The sequence below is a fragment of the Citrobacter cronae genome (assembly GCF_016893685.1).
GTDB classification, from domain to species: domain Bacteria; phylum Pseudomonadota; class Gammaproteobacteria; order Enterobacterales; family Enterobacteriaceae; genus Citrobacter; species Citrobacter werkmanii.
In genome coordinates, this window is sequence record NZ_CP069763.1 from 4,675,056 (window position 1) to 4,699,375 (window position 24,320).

The window sequence follows — 24,320 nt, forward strand, 5'->3', positions numbered from 1 at the left end:
GCAGCTGGCACGACAACTGTATTCAGAGGCTTTCCCGCTGGTGGACATCACCGTAATACCGGACGATGAGATTGCGCAGCATCGGCGCGTCGCGTTGCTTGAATTAATGCAAAAACATATTCGCGATCGTGATTTGATGGGGCTGGTGGACCGTCTGGTCTCGCTTTTAGTTACAAGCACCGCTAATGACAGCCAGCTGCAAACGCTATTAAATTACCTGCTACGATACGGCAATGTTTCTCACGTCAGCGCATTTATCCATGAGGTTGCCGAACGTTCCCCCCATCACAAGGAGAGGTTGATGACGATCGCAGAGAGGCTAAGACAAGAAGGCCACCACCATGGCCTACAAGAAGGGATACAGCAAGGATTAGAACAGGGAGTGCAAAAAGGTACGCAAGAAGAAGCCTTACGTATCGCTCGCATGATGCTGGAAAATGGAATTGATCATAATTTGGTTCAGTTAATTACCGGGCTATTGCCTGGCGAAGTTACAGAGTGAGTCAGGTTGGGAAGGTTTGTAGCCTTCCCAATCAATGTTTAAATCGTCAGCGATTCAACCACTTCTATCCAGCCGTGTTCGCTGGCGATATCCTGGCCGTTTAGCCAACGACGCAGCATATTCAGCGCCATCATCGCGCAAACTTCCTGACGAATCGGCAAACTGTAGCGATTAGCGCTAAGCCTTACGCGCAAGGCATGTGTCCCATCCGGGGTTGCCAGCGCAAAGTTAATATGTTCGCTTTCGAATGCCGATACTGCCAGCGCCAGCCCGGCATAATGTTTGGCGCGTCGCTCGGTAATCCAGTGCGCCGTTTGCGCCAGCGTTTCTTCCTGAGGTGGAACCACTTCACTCGCTAGCAGAGGAGCATTAGCGCGAGAGAGCTGGAGTGCAACTAAGCCACCGGTGAACTGTTCGCTCAGCGTCAGACTGTATTGTCGCTCCTGCAATGTGCGGGCGATTTGCGCAGGCAAACCTTCCGTACCTTCGAATATCATATTCTGCCCGGCAACCCGCTTCACTTCAGGCCACAGCGCCAGCATGGCGTCTCGTTGGGAATCAGGCCCGGTCAGCTTCAGCTCAATAATCGGCATCGACGAGCGGTAACCCATTGTCACTCCCGGCGGCAAAGGCAGCGGATCCAGACTCTGCGCCAGATCGCTTTCGGAACGGCCAAAGGTGGTTAATCGCAGGCAGAGAGGTGGTTGAGGCAGAGAAAAACGCTCACGCAAACGCGGCAGAATCTCATGCTCAACCATGACTTTAAATTCCGATGGCACGCCAGGCGTAAAGAACATCAGGCAGCGGTTTAGCTTCACGGCGAATCCACACGCGGTGCCGACAGGATTATTGATAAATTCAGCGCTGGCAGGAAGCTCAGCCTGTTTGCGGTTGCTCGACGCCATCACGCGGCCACGGTCGCGGAAATAACGCTCCATCTCGGCCAGCCAGGCTTCATGCAATACCAGCCCCTCGCCTTTTGCCGTTGCCGCCGCCTGCGCGCTTAAATCATCGCTGGTTGGCCCCAGACCGCCATTAACGATCAACACATCGGCGTGTTCGCTACGCTCACGTAGAATAGCGACCAAATCGTCAAGATTGTCCCCTACCGTATTGCGGCGGGTTAACGGTAATCCCTGATTAAAGAAAAAATCAGCCAGCCAGGCGGCATTGGTGTCGACGATTTGTCCGTGCAACACTTCATCCCCGGTGGATAGCATCTCCACGTTTAACATCGTGTTCTCCTGCTTTTATGATGAAAACACTATAGCGCATGGAGGGGGGAAGGCGCGACTGAACGCCGCGCCAGAAATGTCAGAAGCTGGCGTTAACCCCAACGTACGGACCATCAGCAATCGCGTTATCGCGGTTGCCATCTTTACCCGCCAGGTTCAGGTAGCGATAACCGGCTTCAATGCTCAGCGGGCGCATAATTGTCAGACGCGCACCGGCATTGGCTTCTTCATAGCTGTCGATACCGCTGGAAAGCGAATCAGGAGAGTAATAGTACTCGCCAAACAGGCGGAAACTATCGCCAATCGGCCACTGCAAACCGCCACCAACTGCCGCCGCGTAGCCTTCATCACCATCATTAGGGTTAGTATAAATACCTTTCCCTCCGACGGTTGCCAGCAACGGACCAAGTGGAATATTCAGACCCAGTCCCAGACCGGCTGCATCGCCGTCGTCATCGTTATGCATCCAGTTACCGCTGACCGCCAGTCCGGTAGATTCAGTCCCCATACCAAACCCAAGGTTGGTGTAATCTTCGCCCGCCTGGCCACTAATGCTAATTGCGCTCGCCGACGCGGAAACAAACAGCATTCCGGCAAAACCCAACATTAAACTTTTTTTCATTTTCTATCCTTTCCAGCAAGAATCAAAACATAGCCCCAAAACCGAGGAATTGTACTGCCAGATGACAAGGAATCAATGAGCTAAAAAAGCGATGCAATGGCATATTGTAACCAAATACTACTTACAAGTTTGAGTTAAGGTTAAATTCCAGGGCTATTTGCAGAATCGACATAGCAGGCCCCCGTTTTCAACAAACATCCCCTTCTCCCCTGATAAAGCAGGGTTAAACGTCACGGAAGCGTTTTTTCTGCCGCCAGCAAAAGGTAAGATGGGTACACAATGGAATTCTCAGCATCCCCTACAAGGACCCAACCTATGCGCCAAAGAACGATTGTTTGTCCATTAATTCAAAATAATGGCTGTTATTTACTGTGCAAAATGGCTGATGACCGTGGCGTTTTCCCCGGCCAGTGGGCGCTTTCTGGCGGCGGTGTTGAAGCGGGCGAACGCATTGAAGAGGCTTTGCGTCGGGAAGTAAGGGAAGAACTGGGCGAACAGCTCGTGTTGTCAGAAATTACCCCCTGGACCTTCAGTGATGATATTCGCACCAAAACCTATGCCAATGGCAGCCAGGAAGAGATTTACATGATTTACCTCATCTTTGATTGTGTCGCGGCGAATCGTGAAGTGAACATTAACGAAGAGTTTCAGGCATTCGCCTGGGTTAAACCGGAAGATCTCGGCACGTACGACTTAAATGTCGCTACGCGTAAAACGTTAACCCTGAAAGGATTACTGTAAATTATCATTCTAATAGCGGCATAAAATACCTTCCTGAATTGCGGCATTGCATTGACCTGGCTACAGCAACCAGCAATGCCGTTTACGCCACACCATTTCTGTAAAATTCATTTAATTTCAAAATAATAAATTAAAAACACCGTTATTTTCCTTTATATCTCGAACCTTAAACTCTTAAGGATAAATTAACCTTCAGTCATTAACCTTTGAAGCCTGATAAATAATTAACGACGCGCCTGTTTATCGCGAAAAATAAAACGTCGGTGGCGTTAAATGGCTCGAAGGAATAATGATGTCTGACTTTTTGCCTTTCTCTCGCCCGGCGATGGGAGCTGAAGAGCTTGCCGCAGTGAAGGCGGTTCTGGACTCGGGATGGATAACCACCGGCCCGCAAAATCAGCAGTTGGAACAAGCCTTCTGCCAGCTCACGGGAAATCAGCATGCCGTCGCCGTCTGCTCCGCCACCGCTGGAATGCACATCACGCTAATGGCGCTGGGCATCGGTGCGGGCGATGAGGTCATCACGCCATCGATGACGTGGGTTTCTACCCTCAATATGATTGTCCTGCTGGGTGCGACGCCGGTCATGGTCGACGTTGATCGTGATACGCTCATGGTCACGCCAGAGCAGATTGAAGCGGCCATCACACCACGAACCAAAGCGATTGTTCCGGTACATTACGCAGGCGCCCCGGCCGATCTTGACGCGATTTATGCCATTGGCGAGCGCTATGGCATTCCGATCATCGAAGATGCGGCGCACGCCGTAGGGACGTTATATAAGAATCGTCATGTCGGCGCGCACGGCACCGCTATTTTCTCGTTTCACGCCATCAAAAATATTACCTGTGCGGAAGGTGGGCTGATTGTTACCGACGACGGCCAGCTTGCCCAGCGGCTTCGCAGTCTGAAGTTTCACGGCCTGGGCGTTGATGCTTTTGATCGACAAACCTACGGCCGCGCGCCGCAGGCTGAAGTGTTGGCGCCAGGATACAAATACAACCTCACGGATATCAATGCCGCCATCGCGCTGGTCCAGTTGAATAAACTGGAGCAACTGAACTCACGCCGTGCACAAATTGCCCGGGAGTATCAACAGGCGCTGGCCGATACGCCATTTCAACCGTTGAGCCTGCCCCAGTGGTCTCACGTTCATGCCTGGCATCTGTTTATCATTCGTGTTGACGAAGCGCGCTGTGGCCTGAACAGAGATGCCTTAATGGAAGCGCTGAAGGCCAGAAATATCGGCACCGGTCTGCATTTTCGTGCGGCCCATACGCAAAAATATTATCGCGAACGCTTCACCACGCTTTCGCTGCCCAATACAGAGTGGAATAGCGCACGCATCTGCTCGCTGCCGTTGTTCCCCGATATGACCGCCACTGACACCCAGCGAGTTATTACGGCACTTCGCGAGATTGCAGGACAATAACCATGTTTGAAGCAACACCGATCAAAAAAGTCTCGGTGGTCATTCCCGTTTTTAATGAACAGGAAAGCCTGCCAGAGCTAATCAGACGTACCAGCGCCGCCTGCAAAAAATTGGGCAAAGAGTATGAAATCTTGCTGATCGATGACGGCAGCAGCGACCATTCCGCGCAACTGATGATGGACGCGTCTCAGGCGCCGAACAGCCATATTGTTTCTATTCTGCTGAACCGCAATTACGGCCAGCACTCGGCGATCATGGCCGGTTTCAGCCATGTCAGCGGTGACTTGATCATCACGCTGGATGCCGATTTACAAAACCCGCCGGAGGAGATCCCACGGTTGGTCGCCACCGCAGATGAAGGCTTCGATGTGGTCGGAACGGTACGCCAGAACCGACAGGACAGTGTATTTCGTAAGACCGCTTCGCGCATGATCAACCACCTGATTCAGCGTACTACCGGTAAAGCAATGGGCGACTACGGCTGCATGCTACGCGCCTATCGTCGCCATATTGTCGATGCCATGCTGCATTGTCAGGAGCGCAGCACCTTTATTCCGATTCTGGCCAATATTTTTGCCCGTCGCGCCACGGAGATCCCGGTACACCATGCAGAGCGTGAATTTGGTGATTCTAAATACAGCTTCATGCGTCTGATCAACCTGATGTATGACCTGGTGACCTGTCTGACCACCACGCCGTTACGTATGTTGAGCCTGCTCGGCAGCGTGATTGCCGCCACGGGCTTTACGTTGTCCGTTCTGCTTGTTGTGTTGCGCCTGACGCTCGGCCCGCAGTGGGCCGCGGAAGGGGTATTCATGCTGTTTGCCGTCCTGTTTACCTTTATCGGCGCACAGTTCATTGGCATGGGTTTACTCGGCGAATATATCGGTCGCATCTATAACGATGTCCGCGCCCGCCCCCGCTATTTTGTTCAACACGTTATCCGCCCACAAACCACGCAGTCAACCGAGGAAAACCGCGCATGAAAGCCGTCGTATTTGCCTATCACGATATGGGATGTCAGGGTGTCCAGGCCTTGTTGGATGCAGGTTATGAAATCGCCGCAATTTTTACGCACACCGACAACCCGGGTGAAAAAGCGTTTTTTGGCTCTGTTTCCCGCCTCGCCGCCAGCGCCGGTATTCCGGTTTACGCCCCGGACGAGGTTAATCATCCTTTGTGGATCGAGCGCATTAGCCAACTGGCACCCGATGTTATCTTCTCGTTCTACTATCGCCATTTACTGAGTGAGGAGATCCTCAGACTAGCGCCCAAGGGAGCATTTAATCTGCACGGCTCGCTGCTGCCGAAATATCGCGGCCGCGCGCCGCTGAACTGGGTATTGGTCAATGGCGAAACCGAAACCGGCGTCACGCTTCATCGCATGATCAAACGCGCGGATGCGGGCGCTATTATCGCCCAGCAGTCTGTCGCTATCTCTCCGGATGATGTGGCGTTAACGCTGCACCATAAATTGTGCCAGGCTGCGCGTCACCTGCTGGAACAGGCGCTGCCCGCGATTAAAACGGGGGATTACGCAGAACGCCCTCAACAGGAAGCAGAGGCTACCTGTTTTGGCCGCCGCACACCGGAAGATAGCTTCCTTGACTGGAACAAACCCGCCGCGGAGCTGCATAACCAGGTCCGCGCTGTCAGCGATCCGTGGCCGGGCGCATTTAGCTATGTCGGCACGCAAAAGTTCACCGTCTGGTCATCGCGTGTTTGCACAAATAGCCTTGCAGCCCAACCTGGCACCGTCATCTCCGTGTCGCCTTTGCTGATCGCCTGTGTCGATGGCGCACTGGAGATTATTACCGGGCAAGCTGGCGATGGTATTGCAATGCAGGGCTCACAGCTGGCGCAGGTTCTGGGCCTCGTACCCGGTTCTCGTCTGAACAGCCAGTCAGTTACCACCAGCAAACGTCGTACTCGCGTGCTGATCCTCGGCGTTAACGGCTTCATTGGTAACCATCTGACCGAGCGCCTGCTGCAAGAAGACAATTACGAAGTATATGGACTCGATATTGGTAGCGACGCCATTGGGCGTTTCCTGCAACATCCGCGTTTCCATTTCGTTGAAGGCGACATCAATATTCACTCCGAATGGATTGAATATCATGTGAAAAAATGCGACGTCGTATTGCCGCTGGTCGCGATCGCCACGCCAATCGAATATACCCGTAACCCACTGCGCGTGTTTGAGCTTGATTTTGAAGAGAACCTGAAAATCATTCGCTACTGCGTGAAGTACCGTAAGCGCATCATTTTCCCGTCAACGTCCGAAGTTTACGGCATGTGTACCGATAAAGTCTTCGATGAGGACAGCTCGAATCTGATCGTCGGTCCGGTGAATAAACCGCGTTGGATCTACTCCGTTTCCAAACAGTTGCTGGACCGCGTGATCTGGGCATACGGCGAAAAAGAGGGATTGCGCTTCACCCTGTTCCGTCCGTTTAACTGGATGGGACCGCGTCTGGACAGTCTGAATGCCGCGCGAATCGGCAGCTCACGCGCCATTACCCAATTGATTCTCAATCTGGTGGAAGGCTCACCGATTAAGCTGATTGAAGGCGGCAAGCAAAAACGCTGCTTTACCGACATTCGCGATGGTATCGAAGCCCTGTACCGCATTATTGAAAATGAAGGCGGACGTTGTGACGGCGAGATTATCAACATTGGTAACCCGGAGAACGAAGCGAGTATTCAGGAACTGGCAGAAATGCTGCTTTCCTGCTTTGAAAAACATCCATTACGTCAGCATTTTCCGCCGTTTGCCGGTTTCCGCGACGTCGAAAGCAGCAGCTACTATGGTAAAGGTTATCAGGACGTTGAGCATCGTAAGCCCAATATTCGCAACGCAAAACGTTGCCTGAACTGGGAACCCACCATTGAGATGCAGGAAACGGTAGAAGAGACGCTGGACTTCTTCTTACGCAGTGTGGATATCACGGAACACACATCATGACCAAAGTTGGCTTGCGCATTGATGTCGACACGTTCAGGGGGACGCGCGAAGGCGTGCCCCGCCTGCTGGAGACATTGAACCGACATAACGTTCGGGCAAGTTTTTTCTTTAGCGTGGGACCTGACAACATGGGACGCCATCTCTGGCGTCTTGTGAAGCCACAATTTCTGTGGAAGATGCTGCGCTCAAACGCAGCATCGCTCTACGGATGGGATATTTTGCTGGCGGGTACAGCATGGCCGGGAAAAGAGATCGGCCAGGCCAATGCGGCAATTATTGCGCAAACCGCCCTGCTTCATGAAACCGGTTTGCATGCCTGGGATCACCATGCCTGGCAGGCGCGAAGCGGAAACTGGAATGACAAAGAGCTGATTGACGATATTTCACGTGGCATTACCGCCCTTGAAGCTATCATCAATCAGCCCGTTACCTGCTCCGCCGTTGCGGGATGGCGTGCCGACGACCGCGTCGTCCATGCCAAAGAAACATTCCATCTGCGCTATAACAGCGACTGTCGGGGAACGTCGTTATTCCGTCCTGTGCTGGCGTCCGGGAAAGCAGGTACGCCGCAAATTCCTGTCACATTACCCACATGGGATGAAGTGGTGGGTCAGGAGGTTCAGGCGGTGGACTTTAACGCTTATATTCTCTCCCACATCCGGATGTGCAGAGAGACGCCGGTATACACCATTCATGCAGAAGTGGAAGGTATTGCCTTTCAGCAGAATTTTGACGAGCTGCTCACTCGCGCTGCCGACATGGGAATTACGTTTTGCCCGCTCGGGGATCTGCTACCGGACGATATCAGTACGCTGCCAACAGGGCGGATCGTGCGTGGGAAAATTCCCGGCAGAGAGGGATGGCTCGGCTGTCAGCAACCCGTGGATATGACACAATGAAATCGGTACGTAACGCCCTGGCATTTATCGCTTTTATCGCGCTGTATTTTATTTTACCTATTAATAGTCGTCTGCTGTGGCAGCCTGATGAAACGCGCTATGCCGAAATCAGCCGGGAGATGCTGACCTCTGGCGACTGGATCGTTCCGCACTTTTTAGGGCTGCGTTATTTTGAAAAACCGATTGCCGGATACTGGTTGAACAGCATCGGGCAATGGCTGTTTGGCGCCAATAATTTTGGCGTCAGAGCGGGCGCTATTTTTGCCACCTTGCTGACTGCGCTACTGGTAGCCTGGCTTACTATGCGAATATGGCAGGATAAGCGTACCGCAGTACTCTCTTCAGTCATCTTTTTAACCTTTTTTTCGGTCTATAGCATCGGTACCTACGCGGTACTTGATCCTATGATCGCACTCTGGCTGATGGCGGGCATGTGCTGCTTTTGGGAGGGGATGCAGGCCACGACCAGAACACGCAAAATCATCGCCTTTCTGCTGTTAGGGCTAACCTGCGGCATGGGCGTGATGACCAAGGGTTTCCTGGCGCTTGCCGTTCCTGTGCTCAGCGTACTGCCGTGGGTTTTCGTGCAAAAACGCTGGAAAGACCTGATCATCTACGGCCTGTTGGCAGTCGTCGGCTGCGTCGTGATTGTGCTGCCGTGGGGTGTAGCGATTGCTCAGCGTGAGCCGGACTTCTGGCATTATTTCTTTTGGGTCGAACACATTCAACGCTTCGCCCAGGATGATGCCCAACATAAGGCCCCTGTCTGGTACTACATTCCCGTCCTGGTGGCAGGCGCATTGCCGTGGCTCGGACTGCTTCCCGGCGCGCTACGTACGGGGTGGCGGGAGCGGGATGTTCCGCGCAGCGCGCTATACCTGCTAAGCTGGATTATCATGCCGATCCTGTTTTTCAGCATCGCAAAAGGAAAACTGCCGACCTATATTCTTTCCTGCTTCGCGCCGTTAGCGATATTAACGGCGCGGTTCGGCCTGCAGGCCGCACAAAAAGGTTCAGCCGCGCTGCGTGTGAATGGCTGGATCAACGTTCTGTTTGGTGTGGCGGGCATTATCGCCACGTTTATTGTTTCCACGCTGGGACCGTTGAAAACGCCTGTCTGGTCGCATATCGAAACCTATAAGGTTTTTTGTGCATGGGGTATTTTTCTCACCTGGACGCTCTTTGGCTGGTATACGTTAAATAACCGCGAGAAGAACTGGCAATTTGCCGCGTTTTGCCCATTAGGACTGGCGCTGTTGTTTGGCTTCTCCATTCCCGATCGGGTCATGGAATCTAAACAACCGCAGTTTTTTGTCGAGATGACCAAAGAGTCGCTGGAATCCAGCCGCTATATTCTCACCGACAGCGTTGGCGTCGCTGCGGGGCTGGCCTGGAGCCTGAAGCGTGACGACATCATGCTATACGGACAAACAGGCGAGTTGAAATACGGCCTCAACTATCCGGATGCCCAAGGGCGCTTTGTCAGTCGGACGGACTTTGTCGACTGGTTAGCCCAACACCGTCAGCAAGGAAATATTACCCTCGTGCTCTCGATTGATAAGAATGAAGATATTAATCAACTAGCCATTCCTCCCGCTGATTATATCGATAATCAGGGGCGCCTGGTCCTGATTCAGTATCGACCGAAATGATCTGGATAGTCTTAATTTTCGCCAGCCTGCTCAGCGTATGCGGACAGTTATGCCAGAAGCAGGCAACCCGTCCGGTACCATCAGGCAGGCGAAAACGCCATATTACGCAATGGATTGGGCTGGCCCTGGCAAGCCTCGGCCTGGCTATGCTGCTGTGGCTGGTGGTGTTGCAGAATATCCCTGTTGGCATCGCCTATCCCATGCTGAGCCTGAATTTTGTCTGGGTGACGCTGGCCGCCTGGAAAATCTGGCGCGAACCGGTCGCAACGCGCCACTGGCTGGGTGTGGGGCTGATAATCACTGGCATATTCATACTTGGGAGCGCGGTGTAATGGGTATTTTTTGGGGATTATGTAGCGTGATTATCACCTCGGCCGCCCAACTGAGTCTCGGCTTTGCGATGGATAACCTGCCGCCGATGCTGCAACCGTTGAAATTTCTATCCGCCGTATTCGCCCTCAACGCTGGCGCATTTGCTCTTTTTAGTGGGCTGGCGGGATATTTACTGTCGGTAATTTGCTGGCATAAGGCCCTGCATCAGCTCGCCCTGAGCAAGGCTTATGCCCTGCTCAGCCTCAGCTATGTTCTGGTTTGGATCGCATCCATGATCCTGCCCGGCTGGCAGGGCACATTTTCAGTGAAAGCGCTGGTTGGGGTACTGTGCATAATGGCGGGTTTAATGGCGATTTTTCTGCCTGCTGACCAGCATCGGCGCTGAGCTCATTTATCTGCCGACAGTCGTACCAGGCGCTCCCATTCGTCACAAATGTACTGTCTGGCATCGATTATTTTAATCACACGGGATGCATCACGATTAACACAATACTGGGCGTCTTTCAGCGGCGAAAGGAGATCGCCAGGTTTAACCTGCTCGGAAGATTGCGCCTCAGCAAGCATCTTAAGTGATCCACCGCTATCGCAAAGTACGATATAGAGCCTCCCTGCTTTCTTATGACAGCAAGACTTCTTCACATGCCATTCCATAGCGCACCTTTTGTTAATCAATTTCACATCAGGTTACACTTTAGCTGATAAACAAAACGACAATAGCGACGGAATGGCAAAAATGAGAAATGTAATTAATGTTTTCTTAATGTTAATGATGAAGCACTTACCCAATCCGCCAACGCGCGACGAGAGATTTTAATCCCTCCGGCTTTGAGCTCGGGCGGCAACGTCAGCCAACAAACCGGTTGCTGAAAACGGGCCAGCTTATCCTGAACCCACTCTGCAAGATTGGCGTCACCAGCATCGGTGTCATACTCAACGACCGCCACCGGACGATGACCAAACTCTTTATCTTCTAATGGGACAATAAAGGCCTGCAGAACCTGCGGATGCGCTGCAATCACGCGTTCCACTTCTTCTGGCTGTATGCCTTCCCCGCCGCTAAAAAACAGATTGTCCATGCGACCGATAATGGTTAATTTGCCGTCCTTTAACACCCCACGATCGCGGGTGGCAAACCAGCCTTCCGCGTTAACCAGAGGGGTAAGCTGCCCGTTGCGCCAGTAGCCTTGCGCCATGCTGGCCGCACGCAGCCAGACTTCGTCATCCACGATTCTGACTTCTCTGCCCGCTAAGGCTGAACCGACATCTGCCAGACCATCCGCCTCTTTCGCACAGACGGTGGAAGCGAATTCCGTCAGTCCATAACCGCACCAGCAGCGAATCCCCTGATCGCGCGCCTGCTCCGTCAACTCAACAGGAATAGCCGCGCCGCCCAGCAGCACCGCTTTGAGCGTGATCGGCGTTTTATTGACCAACAAGCGCCACAACTGAGTAGGGACCAACGAGGCATGGGTGCAGCCGACCAGCATTTGTTCCAGCGGCTGCTTGTCGCGCACGGTCATTCGCGCTCCGGCAAACAACCAGCGCCATAAAATACCCTGGCCGGAGACATGAAACAGCGGCAGTGAAAGAAGCCAGTCATCTTCAGCGCCAAACGGCATTAATGACAGCACCCCCTGCGCACTTGCCAGATGCGCCTGACAGGTGTGAACCGCCGCTTTCGGCAATCCGGTGGAACCTGAGGTTAACGTCATTGTGCTCAAGCGCTGAGGCAACCACGCGGCGGCATGTGCGCCAGGTAGCGCCTGCATCTGCAACGGATTCAGCCCCGGGAACGCGGTAGCCGCCTCCAGATCCAACGCAAAACGTAGCGTTAAGTCCGGAACCAGCGCGTCAAGCAACGACTGTGGCAACTGCGGGTTCACAGGTAAAACCCGCGCCCCACATTGCAGCAGCGCGAGCCAGGCCAGTAAGGCTCGCGGATGATTCCATGCGCGGAGCAGGACGCCATCGCCCTCTTCCACGCCCTGAGCGGCAAACCCGCAGGCCAGATGATCGACGCGCGTGCAAAGCTCACTCCAGCTTAATACTTCATCGTTGAGGCGCAGGGCTGACGCCTGCGCACGAACCTGTCGCCAGTCGCGCCAGGGCCAGTCAGTGCCCGCTAAGCTCGCGCTAGCAGGCGTTTCCCATGAGGTCATAGCAGGCGTTCCAGCGCATCAACGGCAATACACGGCAACGCGCTACCCGGCCAGGCGCGTACCTGCTGGCACTGCATCAGACTCAGCGTGTCCAGACCCGGAATGGTCTGCGGCGTCAGCCAGGCGGCAATTCTCGCCAGTTGGGTTAAGCCAAGACTCGACTCAATAGATGAACTGATAACGGCGGTGAGACCAAGCGCATGCGCTGCCGCAACCTGTTCACGCACTTTGTCGAGACTACCGGTCAGCGTCGGTTTGATAACCACAGCCTTGACGCCCTCTTCGGCTTCAAAGGTGAAATCCGCTTCGCGCAGACTTTCGTCCCAGGCGATGGCGATGCCGGTTTCACGCGCGAATGCGCGTGAGTCATCGCGGGTTTTACAAGGCTCTTCAAGGAAGGCGATGCGTCCACGATATTCTGGATTGACGTATTTCGCGAACTGTTGGGCTTTCAACGGCGTCCAGGCACGGTTGGCGTCAAGTCGCAGATGCAGCTCCGGAATCGCCTCCAGCAGCAGATTGGCTACCATCCCGTCGCGAACCGCTTCATACAGCCCAACCTTGATCTTGGCAACTTTTTCGCCCGGCATATCCGCCAGTTGCAGCACCAGATCGTCAGGATCGCCCGTACACAGAGGCGCAGCACGATAGTCTGCAGCCTCCGGCAGAGCGTCTGCCAGTTCGGCCAGCGCACAGCTTGCGCCAAAAGCGACAGAAGGCAGTTGTGGTAAAGAAGCATCCCCTTGCAGCCAGCCTTTCACCCAGGCCAGCAGCTCGGTTTGCGCCTCTTCCCAGCTTTCCTGACTGAAGCCTGGCAGCGGGGAGATCTCTCCCCACCCTTCACGCTCGCCGTCACGCAGACAAACATACAACCCATCACGCGTTTTTAACCGCCTGTCGCGCAGAATCACCCCCGCGTCCATGGGGATCTGCCAGCGGTATACCTGCGCGCTACGCATTACGGATTCCGTTTGAATTTGCTGAAGTCAGGCTGACGTTTCTGGTTAAAGGCGTTACGGCCTTCCTGACCTTCTTCCGTCATGTAGAACAGCATGGTGGCGTTACCGGCCAGCTCTTGCAGGCCTGCCTGCCCATCGCAGTCGGCGTTCAGCGCCGCTTTCAGGCAACGCAGCGCCATCGGGCTGTTTTGCAGCATCTCACGGCACCAGCGTACGGTCTCTTTCTCCAGATCTGCCAGCGGAACCACGGTGTTGACCAGGCCCATATCCAGCGCCTGTTGCGCATCGTACTGACGGCACAGGAACCAGATCTCACGCGCTTTTTTCTGACCAACGATACGGGCCATATAAGAGGCACCCCAACCGCCGTCGAAGGAACCCACTTTCGGGCCGGTCTGACCAAAGATGGCGTTTTCTGCCGCAATGGTCAGGTCACACATCATATGCAGCACATGACCGCCGCCAATGGAGTACCCTGCCACCATCGCCACGACCGGTTTCGGGCAGGTACGAATCTGACGCTGGAAGTCCAGCACGTTCAGGTGATGCACACCGGAGTCATCCTGATATCCGCCGTAGTCGCCACGCACTTTCTGATCGCCACCTGAGCAGAACGCTTTGTCACCCGCACCGGTCAAAATGATCACGCCGATGTTGTCGTCATAGCGGGCATCCGCCAGCGCCTGGATCATCTCTTTTACGGTAACAGGACGGAAAGCATTGCGTACTTGCGGACGATTAATGGTGATTTTGGCGATACCGTCGGTGGATTTCTCGTAGAGAATGTCGGTATAGCCTGCAGAGCAATCGTGCCATTCTACCGGTGCGTAAAGCATTGTTTCATCAGGATAGATCATAAAATGTCCTATAGTCAGCGACGCAGAATCTGAGCCAGACAGTCCACCACGCCAGCGGGGTTGTCCCGATGCGCGTTGTGTCCGGCATTACGAATCACATGGTTTGGTACTGACATTTCCGTCGCCAGCGCGCGGAATTTATCGTCACGTTCACCACATAAATAATAAAACGGAAATGTGCGCGCAGTGAGTCGCGCACGTAAATCAGGTTGTACGGCAAGCGAGGTGGCCTCCAGCATCGCCGCCAGCGTATGCCCATTATTCTGGCTACGCAGATCGACCAGCGTCTCTCTTTGCGCCGCATTCAGCGAGGAAAATACCGGCTGTTGATACCAGTCATTAAATACCTCACGCAGCGGTTCAGCGCGAAAACGCGCGGCCCAGCGGCCATCTGAAAGGCGACGTTGAACGCGCGCCTCCTCGCTTTGCAAACCAGGATGTCCACCTTCAACGACCAGACCGCAAAGTCCGGGCATCTCCTGACAGGCCGCCATCATCGCGACTCTGCCGCCAAGAGAGTAGCCCACCAGCCAGTAGCTAAGTATGTTGTAACTAAGCAAGGTGCTACGCAATAACGCACAAACATCATTGAACCCGCTCACCTTGATGTCGGCGGAACCGCCGTGTCCCGGCAGGTCGATATACAGCCGCGAATAATCCTGAAACGCTTCGCCGACCGTCTGCCATTCCCGACAGTCGCCGGAGAACCCGTGCAGGAAAACCAGCCAGGGTGATCCACTCTGGCTAACGCTCGCCTGGGCGTGCAGGATCATAGATGGCTTACCTGCGCCAGCAGTTGCTGCAGGCTTTGCGCCCCGTCAGTTTCGTTCACCACCAGCTCAATAACCGTTGCCGCAGGAGTACGCCAGGCATTTGTCAACGCGCTCTCCAGTTGCTCCCAGTTTTCTGGGCGCTGATATTTGAGGTTAAACATGGCCGCGGCATGCTCAAAGTGCACGTTCTGCGGCATCAGATAGAACCGTTCACGTTCACTTGCCGGCGTCGGCAGCAGGGAAAATATCTGCCCACCGTTATTATTGACCACTATCAGGACAAACGGCGCGGAAACCTGACGCAATAACGCCAGCGCATTGAGGTCATACAGTGCAGATAAATCACCGACGATAGCCAACGTTGATTTTGCGCTGGCGCGCTGTACGCCCGCCGCCGTTGACAGCAGACCGTCAATGCCGCTCGCGCCGCGGTTGCTATAAACTGGAAAACCAGCCGGAAGCTGCGACAGCGCATCAATCAGGCGCACGACCAGACTGTTACCCACGAACAGTTGCCCTTGTTCGGGCAGATACTCGTGAATACGATGGGCTAATTGCGCTTCACCAAACACGTCGCGACGGGCTTCCACCGCCTGCCATGCCAGTTGCGCCAGGCGCGGGATTTCCACGCACCAGGGTTGGCGTTTTTCCGCCGGGTGTAGATCCAGCCAGTCACCCACCTTCGCCACCAGCCTGCGCCCACGATGATGCGCCGGATCGAGGCGACCTTCGATATTATCGACAATCCAGTATTCCTGCGGATCGCAGCTGGCCTGCCATTGCAGGAGTCGTTTTCCGGTCAGGCTACTGCCAAGCTGCACCACTATCTGCGCCTGCTGTAACTCAGTCACCGCCTTCGCATTCCCCAACCACAGGTCAGCACACGGCAGGGGTTGTCCGGTTTGCGACAAGACATCGCCAATCAGCGGCCAACCGAGCATCTGCGCCCATTGCGCAACTTTCTTGCCCTCTTCCGCGCTCATACGACCCGCGATGACTACGCCGCGCTTTTGTCGCCAGAAAAACCAGTCACGTTGTTTGTCGCTTTCCAGCCGACGCGCTTCACGTAGCCAGGGCTTGTCGTCCTGCCACCAGTCGCCGAGGCGTTGCTGCCAGGCAATACCCGTTTCGTCCATGTCGCCATACAGCGGTTCCGCAAAGGGGCAATTAATATGAACCGCCCCGCTATGCAGCGCGGCCAGGGCATTATCAATGGTGGACACCAGCCAGCTCGCCGGAATGTCCTGCGTCGGGCGTGGTAAAGAGAGCGTTTGCGACGGATGAGAAGCAAACATGCCGGCCTGACGAATCGCCTGATTAGCGCCACAGTCGATAAGTTCCGGCGGTCGGTCAGCCGTGAGTAAAATCAGTTTTTCACCGGTCAGGCCCGCTTCAATCAATGCGGGATACAGGTTCGCCACTGCCGTACCGGACGTGACAATCACGGCGACTGGCTGGCGACTCACTTTTGCCAGACCTAAAGCCAGATGCCCAAGACCACGCTCATCAAAATGGGTATGGTGGATAAAAGCAGGATTTTCCGCTGCTGCCAGCGTCAACGGTGTAGAACGAGAGCCAGGGGCAATGCAGATATGCCTGACGCCGTGGCGAGTGAGTGCTTCCAGTATGACCGCCGCCCAGCGTCGGTTAAATGCGCTTACTGACATGAGATTGTCCGGTATCAATATTGCGACACAGTATAGAGAATCGAATAAATGGATTTTTGATATGAATCGGAAATATACACGAAATCACTATCCTTCCATCTGTAATAAGGTACGTAACCCTGCCGCTTTATTGTCTATTTCTTGCCATTCTTGCTCAGGATCTGAACCACGCACGATCCCCGCGCCGGCATACAGGCGGACCACGTTGGCGTTAATTTTCGCCGAACGTAATGACACGCAGAATTCACTTTGGCGCAGAGAAAGATACCCCGCAGAACCGGCATACCACTCGCGCTCAAAGGGTTCATTTTGCCGGATGAATTCGCGCGCCAGCTCACGCGGAATGCCTGCAACTGCCGCCGTAGGCTGGAGTTGCATCAGGCAGAGCGTATCGTCGGCCTGATTCAGTTCCGTCCAGATACAACGGCGTAGATGCTGCACCTTGCGCAGTCTGAGCACCTGCGGGGGGAGCACATCAAGGGTTTGCGTACAGCCTTGCAGCCGCTGGCAAATATCCTCGACCACCAGCATATTCTCGCGCTGGTTTTTATCATCTTTCATCAACCAGTCGCCTAACTGCCAGGCGCGATGATCCTCGGCGTGATTGGCAACGGTTCCGGCCAGCGCTTCGGTGCGCAGCGCCGTGTCGCGCCGCCGATACAAACGTTCAGGGGAAGAGCCAAGAAAAGCGGAGTCGGCAGAGAATGCCATAAAGAAATGGTAGCAGTTAAGGTTCAGGCGACGGCTGGAAGCCATCACCGCAGCGGCATTCACCGACTGTGAAAACTGTAAATCTGTCGCTCGCGCCAGCACAACTTTGTCGAGTTCGTCCCCATTAATGGTGTGCGTGGCAAGCTTTATCAGATCTATCCAACCGGCTTTATCAGGCCAGTGCTGTTCTCCCGTCAAACTCAAACGCAGCGCGGGCAATGGTTTAACATTGGCCAGCGTGGAAATAAATTCAACCGCGCGTGCGGCGTCTTCACGCAGCGAAACATCACTGTAAAGGTGTAACCGTAAGCTCGCCACTCCGGCGCAGCGTCGCCATTCCAGTCGCGGTAACAACAAATTGCCGTGCCGGGGCTCGAACGCATTGAGACCCCAGATACGCAGGTCAGGTTGATTGTCGTGCTGACGTAAAAACTGCTGAGCGGATGCCAGCGAGGAAAACGTGGCGACAGCCCCCAGCACAGCGGCTTCTTCGTCGCCGTTACGCTGCTGCCAGTAAAACTGGGGCCAGACGGGTTGACTGGCCAGCCATCCTAAAGCGTCAAACGCATCGTTCAGAGGGAAAGGTATGTCGTAAATACGAATTCCAGGTGCTGCCGGTATCTCTTGCGACAAATGACGCATCAGACCTTCCAGCGCAGTAGTGATTGATTGCACGCGGACCTCTCCCTGTTAAAAACCTCTCATTATACGGGGTACTGAACAGAAAAAGCAGTACCCCGAGTTAGGGAGTACGAACAAATGCGATGACGGAGCGGAATTTATCGCCGCGCTAACAATAATCCCATCACTAAACCGACCGTGGCGCCAACGCCAATTCCGCGCCAGGGTTTTTCATGCACATAGTCATCCGCCCGGCAAACGGCCTTTTTCGCGCGGAAATAATAATTGTCAGAAGCATGGCTGACGCGATTTCTCACCTCTTCTAACGCCCGCTCCGCCCGCGCTTTTAACTCAAGATATTTTTGATCGGCCGGATCGCCGGAAGAACGCAACACCTCTTCCAGCGTTTCGCTCAAGAGTTCCAGATCATCATCGATACGTGATTCATAAGATTGAAAAGACATTGTATTCTCCCTTTCTATTGACGTATCCGCTAACTATAGACAACCTGGACCGTTTGCGCCTGTTTAAGCCTGATGTGCTTCTCGCGCCATTCCGATGTGCGGAATCCCGTCTTCGTCATAAATATCCGTCACCGGCATAAAACCAAAGCGCGCATAAAACGGTTGCAGATGCGCCTGCGCGCCCAGATACAGCGCCTTGTGCGGCCAGTGTTGCGCACAGGATGCCAGCGTCTGGGTCATCAACTGTTGTCCCAGTTTTGCGCCGCGTAGCGCTTCGCTGACTATCACCCGGCCAATGACCACCGGCTCCAGATCGTCATCGCTTTTCAGAATCCTCGCATACGCCACCAGCTCATCATTGTGCCAGCCCAGAATGTGCCGATTTTCGCCAACCAGATCGTCGCCATCTACATCCTGATATGGACACTGTTGTTCAACAACAAATACCGCGCAGCGAAGCTGAAGAATGGCATACAGTTCTTGTGTACTCAGCTTTGCATGGTGGAGATCTTGCCAGTGAATCATTGTCTGCCCCTTTGTTGTGATAACCTGAACACCCTGCCTTATTGATGGCGAAAAGTGTAACGCAAAGATGGAATTACTATTTTTAGGCACGTCAGCGGGAGTTCCTACCCGCTCACGCAATGTAACGGCAATTTTACTCAATCTGCAACACCCGACTCAGCCGGGGCTGTGGCTTTTCGATTGTGGCGAAGGAACACAGCATCAAATGCTCGCCACACCGTTCAATCCGGGAAAACTCGACCGTATCTTTATCAGCCACCTGCATGGCGACCACCTGTTTGGTTTACCTGGATTGCTGTGTAGTCGTTCGATGGCCGGGAACGTCAAGCCACTGACGCTTTACGGCCCAAAAGGATTACGGGAATTTACCGAAACCGCTTTGCGTCTGAGCGGTTCATGGACTGACTATCCTCTGGATATTGTGGAAATCACCGCGGGTGAAATCGTCGATGACGGCCTGCGTAAGGTAACGGCATATCCACTGGAACATCCGCTGGAATGCTATGGTTTTCGCATTGAAGAACACGACAAACCAGGTGCGCTAAACGCCAGTGCGCTGAAGGCGGCTGGTGTTAAATCCGGTCCGTGGTTCCAGGAGCTGAAAGCCGGGAAAACCATCGTCCTGGAAGATGGTCGCGTAATTAACGGTGCCGACTTTCTTGCCCCGGCCACCAGGGGAAAATCCGTGGCGATTTTCGGCGATACAGGCCCTTGCGCAAGTGCCTTCGAACTGGCAAATGGCGTGGATGTGATGGTGCATGAAACTACACTGGACTCGTCAATGGAGGAGAAGGCCAATAGCCGTGGACACAGTTCAACCCGACAAGCCGCGCAACTGGCGCTTAAAGCGGGTGCCGGACGCTTGATCATGACCCACGTTAGCTCACGCTACGATGAAAAAGGCTGTCAGCGATTACTCGAAGAGTGCAGAACGCTATTCCCGGCAACAGAACTGGCTCACGATTTCGCCATTTTCACCGTTTAACGCTCTATTTTTTCGCCTCAGTGCCGATAACAGAGAAAAGGCTGGCTTTCACACTGAGGACAGGATGAACAATTTCCAGAAAGATATTGATGACAGGACCAATCTAACCCTGTCTAACCGTTTTGAACTGCTGCTGTTTCGCCTCGGCAAATCCATCGAGGAGCAGAAATCAGAGCTGTTTGGCATCAACGTATTCAAACTGCGTGAAATCGTGCCGATGCCGACGTTTACGCGTCCGGCGGGAATGAAAGCTCCACTGTTAGGTATGGTGAACATTCGCGATCAAGTGATCCCGGTGATTGACCTGCCGGCGGTGGCGGGCTGTAAACCAGAGACCGGGCTCAACATCCTGCTCATTACGGAATACGCCCGCAGCGTACAGGCGTTTGCGGTGGAGTCAGTGGAAAACATTATGCGTCTGGACTGGCAACAGGTACATACCGCCGAGAAAGCCGTCAACGGTCGCTACATCACCAGTATCGCCTGCCTGGATGACGACAAAGAGACCAACAACCTGGCGCTGGTACTCGATGTTGAACAAATTCTTTACGACATCGTACCGTCCAATCACGATTTACGCGCGACAGACCTGAAAACCAGTAAATTCAACATCACGCCGGGGGCGGTGGCGATTGTGGCAGAAGATTCGAAAGTCGCGCGCGCGATGCTGGAGAAAGGGCTTAACGCCATGGAAATCCCGCATCAGATGCATGTGACAGGTAAGGATGCGTGGGAAAAAATCCAGCAACTTTCCGCAGAAGCGCAGGCGGAAGGCAAGCCAATCACTGAGAAGATAGCCCTGGTGCTCACCGACCTGGAAATGCCGGAGATGGACGGTTTTACGCTTACCCGTAAAATCAAGACCGATGAACGCCTGAAGAAAATCCCGGTCGTTATCCACTCCTCGCTTTCCGGTAGCGCCAATGAAGATCACGTTCGCCGGGTTAAAGCTGATGGTTATGTGGCAAAATTTGAGGTCAATGAGCTCTCTTCTGTGATTCAGGAAGTCATGGAGCGCGCAGCGAAAGACATTAGCGGTCCACTGGTGAGCCGTCAGCTTTCGGCCTGACGCCCAACCAGCCCCCTTACTCTGCGGTTCTCCAACGAGTAAGGGAGTCGTTCCCCCACAAAAATAATCTCTTTACCATACCCTCCCTTTAATTATCATTAAAAATTGCCGCTTTTAGATATCAGCCGTTGAGTCAAAAAAATAGCCTCAACAATTATCCTACATGATTTTCACATTTCTAAGCAGGCAGTGACGTGGATAAACACCGTTTCATAAAAAATCTCCAAAAAAATGCAAAATCCCTGGCCAAATACAAACTTAATTTAGACATCGACAATATCAAGAATACTTTAATCGCAGGCCAGCAACATATAGAGGAGAATGAATAATCTGTCACCTTAATCAATAACCTCATACCGCTCACGACAAGAGATATCACTGAAAAAGACGTAGACATTATTCTTCCTATAATTTCAGAATACTGGATGACGCTCCTGCGCTCCGCGCAATATAAGATTTTCTTTTATGGCACCCATAGTCATTATCTCAGTTTTAGTACCATTATCGCGGATTGTTTTCAGTCACAACTTGTACATCTGGACATCACCGCAGACGTTGAACACTGTATCCAGGCCATTAATCATCCGTCACCCGATAATGCAACTAAAATTCTCATCTATGATGATGAAGGAAGCCATATTTTAAGAAGAAAATTCGACTGCGCGAATGTCTTCTCTTACATCTACTATAGTCCTCTACGTGTGACTTGTGGGACTAACAAAAAATATGCCATGTATCTGGAACATGAATACAAAAAATATAATACACAGATTATTGATAATGTCGTTACCGGGTCGTCATATGCCTGGTGGGGTGTACCAACGCAATTGGCTACCTGTACAGCCAATATGTCCGTTAAAAGTGGTGATACTGCCTTTGCCCTGGCTATCACTGAACATCTGTCTCAGAGTGGCAAGTTAAAAAACCATATTCATATCACGAGTTTTTTTGATTTACACCATGAATTGGCCAGAAGTAAAGGCACCTTTAACAGTGGCGTATTTAAGGAGCTTAAATTTTTCGCCAAAAAAAATAATATCCCATACATTCAATATGATGAAGAAATTTTCACCAGCAATCATGATGAGATATATCAACCAGCGTCAATTAGCAGTAGCATTGAAAAAAACCTGTTAAGTTTATTTATATCCGAAGCAAAGTTGATAGCTGCAATAACAGACATTGTTAACAATAAATATCTCAGCTTTGACTTTCATATGTTAATTGATGAGCAAAGAAATGAAAGTTCAATGTGCGAAGAAGAAATGGACAAACTCAGCATACAGCGCGGCAGCAATCACTCCAAACTTTTTCGTCATAAGGAATCATTGAGTTCGAATTCTCGTAATGTTGAGAAAATGGTCCACAATGCTGAGAAGAATAAATACGCTATGTATATAGTATTCCCCCCTCAGCCACAGAAATATATAGAAAACATTGATAAAGAAATGTTCAATTAGGCTTTTTCATTTTACCAAAAAATCACATTAAATAAGGAAAATATTGTACTTATCGATATGAGTGGTGACCCGGACTTTACTCGTCACGACTTTCAGGATGGCGACCACTTAAACTTTAAGGGTGCGATTAAATTTATACAGAAACTTCAGACCTATGGCATCACAATATAGATAAAAAAAAAGAGTCTGGACATTGCCCAGACTCTTTTTTGTTTACAGCATGATGTATTACATCAGCGGTGCCGCTAACTGCACAATGCTGATCAGCGGTTGCGGCCAGATACCCAGCACCAGCACCAACAGAGCCGAAATCAGCACCACAATCCCGCCCGCGCTATACTGCCAGTTAGACGGCGCATCGCGGTTCAGCTGTTGCGGCGCGCTCAGGTACAGGCTCACGGCAACACGCAGGTAGTAGTACAGACCAATCGCGGAACCGACCACCACGGCAGCAACCAGCCACCACAGGTTAGCCTGCACACCGACCGCCAACACGTAGAACTTACCGATAAAGCCCAGCGTCATCGGGATACCCGCCAGAGACAGCATCATTACCGTCATCACTGCTGCGAGGATCGGGCGATGCCAGAACAGACCACGGTAGGAGAACAGAGAATCGGCATCCGGGCCACGGTACGGGCTGGACATCAGGCTGACCACACCGAACGCGCCGAGGCTGCTGAACAGGTAACCGGCCAGGTAAACGCCAACCGCTTCCATCGACATCTCGCCGCTCTGCAGGGCAATCAACGCCACCAGCAGATAGCCGAGGTGAGAGATGGAGGAGTAACCGAGCAGACGCTTGATGTTGGTCTGGCTCAGCGCCATCAGGTTACCGAAGATGATGGAAGCAAAGGCGATCACGCCCAGCACGGTACGTACCGCTTCGCTGTCGCCAACCGGCGCATACAGGAAAAGACGCATCACTACGCCGAAGATAGCGATTTTGCTCGCCGTCGCCAGGAAGGTGGAAACCGGAGCCGGAGCGCCCTGATATACGTCTGGCGTCCACAGGTGGAACGGAACCAGCGAGAGTTTAAAGCCGAGGCCAACAATCATCAGACCGAAGCCCGCCAGCAGCAGCGGTTCGTGCAGCATGCCGTCGCCAAGGCTCTTACCGAGCGCAACAAACGACAGGTTGCCAGACTGCGCGTACACCAGCGCCATACCGAACAGCAGGAAGGAAGACGCTGCGGCAGACAGAATGGTGTATTTGATACTGGCTTCCAGCGAACGTTTCTGACGGAACGCATAGCCAACCAGACCAAACAGCGGCAGAGAAATCAGTTCGATACCGAGGAACAGCGCCGCCAGATGGTTAGCATTTGCCAGCAGAATACCGCCGAGGGCAGCAATCAGCACCAGCAGGTAGAACTCTTCCCGGTTGTCGTCGTAACCTTCCAGCCACGGGTAAGCAAAGGTACAGGTGGCAAGACTCGCCAGCAGCACCAGCCCGGTATAGAGCATGGCGAAACCGTCAACCCGCATCAGCGGGGTGACGTCCATGGCGCCCGCCTGGCCAACAAACCAGAGCGAAACCAACGCGGCGTTAAGCCCAATGACCGACAGCGTGGCATTGAGGAAGTGATTGCGTCGCCACGCAATGGAGAGCATCACAACCACCACCGTCAAGCCGACGATCAGCAGCGGTAGCAGCGCAATCAGGTGTTGTGGAGTTATTGTCATGGC

At 53.1% G+C, this 24,320-nt stretch carries 24 protein-coding genes; 12 read left to right on the forward strand and 12 right to left on the reverse strand.

Going from position 1 to position 24,320, the window contains the following annotated elements; all coding sequences use genetic code 11:
• Window positions 1-502, forward strand: a 502-nt coding sequence (locus JSN25_RS20220) for an Rpn family recombination-promoting nuclease/putative transposase (RefSeq protein WP_204525294.1), incomplete at its 5' end; no start/stop codon positions are given.
• Between the two features lie 38 nt (window positions 503-540).
• Here the strand turns inward: JSN25_RS20220 and JSN25_RS20225 are convergent.
• Window positions 541-1,737 (reverse strand): nicotinamide mononucleotide deamidase-related protein YfaY, encoded by a 1,197-nt coding sequence (locus JSN25_RS20225; RefSeq protein ID WP_204525295.1) that lies wholly within the window; start codon window positions 1,735-1,737, stop codon window positions 541-543.
• Window positions 1,738-1,816: 79 nt separating this feature from the next.
• The gene (locus JSN25_RS20230) at window positions 1,817-2,359 is read right to left on the reverse strand and encodes a YfaZ family outer membrane protein (protein ID WP_038642254.1); all 543 of its coding nucleotides are present in this window, start codon (window positions 2,357-2,359) and stop codon (window positions 1,817-1,819) included.
• A gap of 315 nt (window positions 2,360-2,674) precedes the next feature.
• On the opposite strand from JSN25_RS20230, the gene nudI reads away from it, so the two are divergent.
• The 8 genes from nudI to arnF all read left to right on the forward strand — a co-directional run bounded on the left by nudI (window position 2,675) and on the right by arnF (window position 10,766).
• Complete coding sequence (gene nudI, locus JSN25_RS20235) at window positions 2,675-3,100, forward strand: nucleoside triphosphatase NudI (RefSeq protein ID WP_204525296.1); 426 nt, start codon at window positions 2,675-2,677, stop codon at window positions 3,098-3,100.
• Window positions 3,101-3,392: 292 nt separating this feature from the next.
• Window positions 3,393-4,532 (forward strand): UDP-4-amino-4-deoxy-L-arabinose aminotransferase, encoded by a 1,140-nt coding sequence (gene arnB, locus JSN25_RS20240; RefSeq protein ID WP_204525297.1) that lies wholly within the window; start codon window positions 3,393-3,395, stop codon window positions 4,530-4,532.
• Between the two features lie 2 nt (window positions 4,533-4,534).
• Window positions 4,535-5,518: an undecaprenyl-phosphate 4-deoxy-4-formamido-L-arabinose transferase gene (gene arnC, locus JSN25_RS20245; RefSeq protein ID WP_204525298.1), complete on the forward strand. Its 984-nt coding sequence runs from the start codon at window positions 4,535-4,537 to the stop codon at window positions 5,516-5,518.
• A complete protein-coding gene (gene arnA, locus JSN25_RS20250) occupies window positions 5,515-7,497 on the forward strand; it encodes a bifunctional UDP-4-amino-4-deoxy-L-arabinose formyltransferase/UDP-glucuronic acid oxidase ArnA (protein ID WP_204525299.1) in 1,983 nt (660 codons plus the stop codon). Before arnC ends, arnA begins: the two co-directional genes overlap by 4 nt.
• Window positions 7,494-8,396 (forward strand): 4-deoxy-4-formamido-L-arabinose-phosphoundecaprenol deformylase, encoded by a 903-nt coding sequence (gene arnD, locus JSN25_RS20255; protein WP_204525300.1) that lies wholly within the window; start codon window positions 7,494-7,496, stop codon window positions 8,394-8,396. Before arnA ends, arnD begins: the two co-directional genes overlap by 4 nt.
• Window positions 8,393-10,048, forward strand: a complete 1,656-nt coding sequence (gene arnT, locus JSN25_RS20260; RefSeq protein WP_204525301.1) for a lipid IV(A) 4-amino-4-deoxy-L-arabinosyltransferase — start codon at window positions 8,393-8,395, stop codon at window positions 10,046-10,048. The genes arnD and arnT overlap by 4 nt, the downstream gene beginning before the upstream one ends.
• Window positions 10,045-10,380 (forward strand): 4-amino-4-deoxy-L-arabinose-phosphoundecaprenol flippase subunit ArnE, encoded by a 336-nt coding sequence (gene arnE, locus JSN25_RS20265; protein WP_087857367.1) that lies wholly within the window; start codon window positions 10,045-10,047, stop codon window positions 10,378-10,380. Before arnT ends, arnE begins: the two co-directional genes overlap by 4 nt.
• Complete coding sequence (gene arnF / locus JSN25_RS20270) at window positions 10,380-10,766, forward strand: 4-amino-4-deoxy-L-arabinose-phosphoundecaprenol flippase subunit ArnF (RefSeq protein WP_038642270.1); 387 nt, start codon at window positions 10,380-10,382, stop codon at window positions 10,764-10,766. The genes arnE and arnF overlap by 1 nt, the downstream gene beginning before the upstream one ends.
• A 2-nt stretch (window positions 10,767-10,768) precedes the next feature.
• Here the strand turns inward: arnF and pmrD are convergent, their stop codons facing one another.
• The 9 genes from pmrD to JSN25_RS20315 all read right to left on the reverse strand — a co-directional run bounded on the left by pmrD (window position 10,769) and on the right by JSN25_RS20315 (window position 19,117).
• Window positions 10,769-11,032, reverse strand: coding sequence for a signal transduction protein PmrD (gene pmrD, locus JSN25_RS20275; protein ID WP_087857366.1), 264 nt, complete (start codon window positions 11,030-11,032; stop codon window positions 10,769-10,771).
• A gap of 95 nt (window positions 11,033-11,127) precedes the next feature.
• Window positions 11,128-12,540 carry an o-succinylbenzoate--CoA ligase gene (gene menE / locus JSN25_RS20280; RefSeq protein ID WP_199978705.1) on the reverse strand — a complete coding sequence of 471 codons (1,413 nt, stop codon included), beginning with the start codon at window positions 12,538-12,540 and terminating at the stop codon, window positions 11,128-11,130.
• Entirely contained in the window at window positions 12,537-13,499 is a 963-nt protein-coding gene (menC, locus tag JSN25_RS20285) for an o-succinylbenzoate synthase (protein WP_038642276.1), read from the reverse strand. Before menC ends, menE begins: the two co-directional genes overlap by 4 nt.
• Entirely contained in the window at window positions 13,499-14,356 is an 858-nt protein-coding gene (gene menB, locus JSN25_RS20290; protein WP_038642278.1) for a 1,4-dihydroxy-2-naphthoyl-CoA synthase, read from the reverse strand. Before menB ends, menC begins: the two co-directional genes overlap by 1 nt.
• Before the next feature lie 14 nt (window positions 14,357-14,370).
• A complete protein-coding gene (gene menH / locus JSN25_RS20295) occupies window positions 14,371-15,129 on the reverse strand; it encodes a 2-succinyl-6-hydroxy-2,4-cyclohexadiene-1-carboxylate synthase (RefSeq protein WP_160955509.1) in 759 nt (252 codons plus the stop codon).
• A complete protein-coding gene (gene menD, locus JSN25_RS20300) occupies window positions 15,126-16,796 on the reverse strand; it encodes a 2-succinyl-5-enolpyruvyl-6-hydroxy-3-cyclohexene-1-carboxylic-acid synthase (protein ID WP_204525302.1) in 1,671 nt (556 codons plus the stop codon). Before menD ends, menH begins: the two co-directional genes overlap by 4 nt.
• An 87-nt stretch (window positions 16,797-16,883) precedes the next feature.
• Window positions 16,884-18,182 carry an isochorismate synthase MenF gene (gene menF / locus JSN25_RS20305; RefSeq protein WP_087857364.1) on the reverse strand — a complete coding sequence of 433 codons (1,299 nt, stop codon included), beginning with the start codon at window positions 18,180-18,182 and terminating at the stop codon, window positions 16,884-16,886.
• A gap of 104 nt (window positions 18,183-18,286) precedes the next feature.
• Entirely contained in the window at window positions 18,287-18,592 is a 306-nt protein-coding gene (gene elaB, locus JSN25_RS20310; protein WP_006683669.1) for a stress response protein ElaB, read from the reverse strand.
• Window positions 18,593-18,655: 63 nt separating this feature from the next.
• Window positions 18,656-19,117, reverse strand: a complete 462-nt coding sequence (locus JSN25_RS20315) for a GNAT family N-acetyltransferase (protein ID WP_038642287.1) — start codon at window positions 19,115-19,117, stop codon at window positions 18,656-18,658.
• Window positions 19,118-19,184: 67 nt separating this feature from the next.
• On the opposite strand from JSN25_RS20315, the gene rbn reads away from it, so the two are divergent.
• The 3 genes from rbn (at window position 19,185) to JSN25_RS20330 (ending at window position 22,631) form a co-directional block, all read left to right on the forward strand.
• Window positions 19,185-20,102 (forward strand): ribonuclease BN, encoded by a 918-nt coding sequence (gene rbn / locus JSN25_RS20320; protein WP_204525303.1) that lies wholly within the window; start codon window positions 19,185-19,187, stop codon window positions 20,100-20,102.
• A gap of 64 nt (window positions 20,103-20,166) precedes the next feature.
• On the forward strand, window positions 20,167-21,171 hold the full coding sequence (locus JSN25_RS20325; protein ID WP_038642291.1) for a chemotaxis protein: 1,005 nt from the start codon (window positions 20,167-20,169) through the stop codon (window positions 21,169-21,171).
• Window positions 21,172-21,596: 425 nt separating this feature from the next.
• Window positions 21,597-22,631: a hypothetical protein gene (locus JSN25_RS20330; protein ID WP_204525304.1), complete on the forward strand. Its 1,035-nt coding sequence runs from the start codon at window positions 21,597-21,599 to the stop codon at window positions 22,629-22,631.
• 228 nt (window positions 22,632-22,859) lie between these two features.
• Here JSN25_RS20330 and nuoN read toward each other — a convergent pair whose 3' ends face one another.
• A complete protein-coding gene (nuoN, locus tag JSN25_RS20335) occupies window positions 22,860-24,317 on the reverse strand; it encodes an NADH-quinone oxidoreductase subunit NuoN (protein ID WP_038642295.1) in 1,458 nt (485 codons plus the stop codon).
• Between the last annotated feature and the right edge of the window lie 3 nt (window positions 24,318-24,320).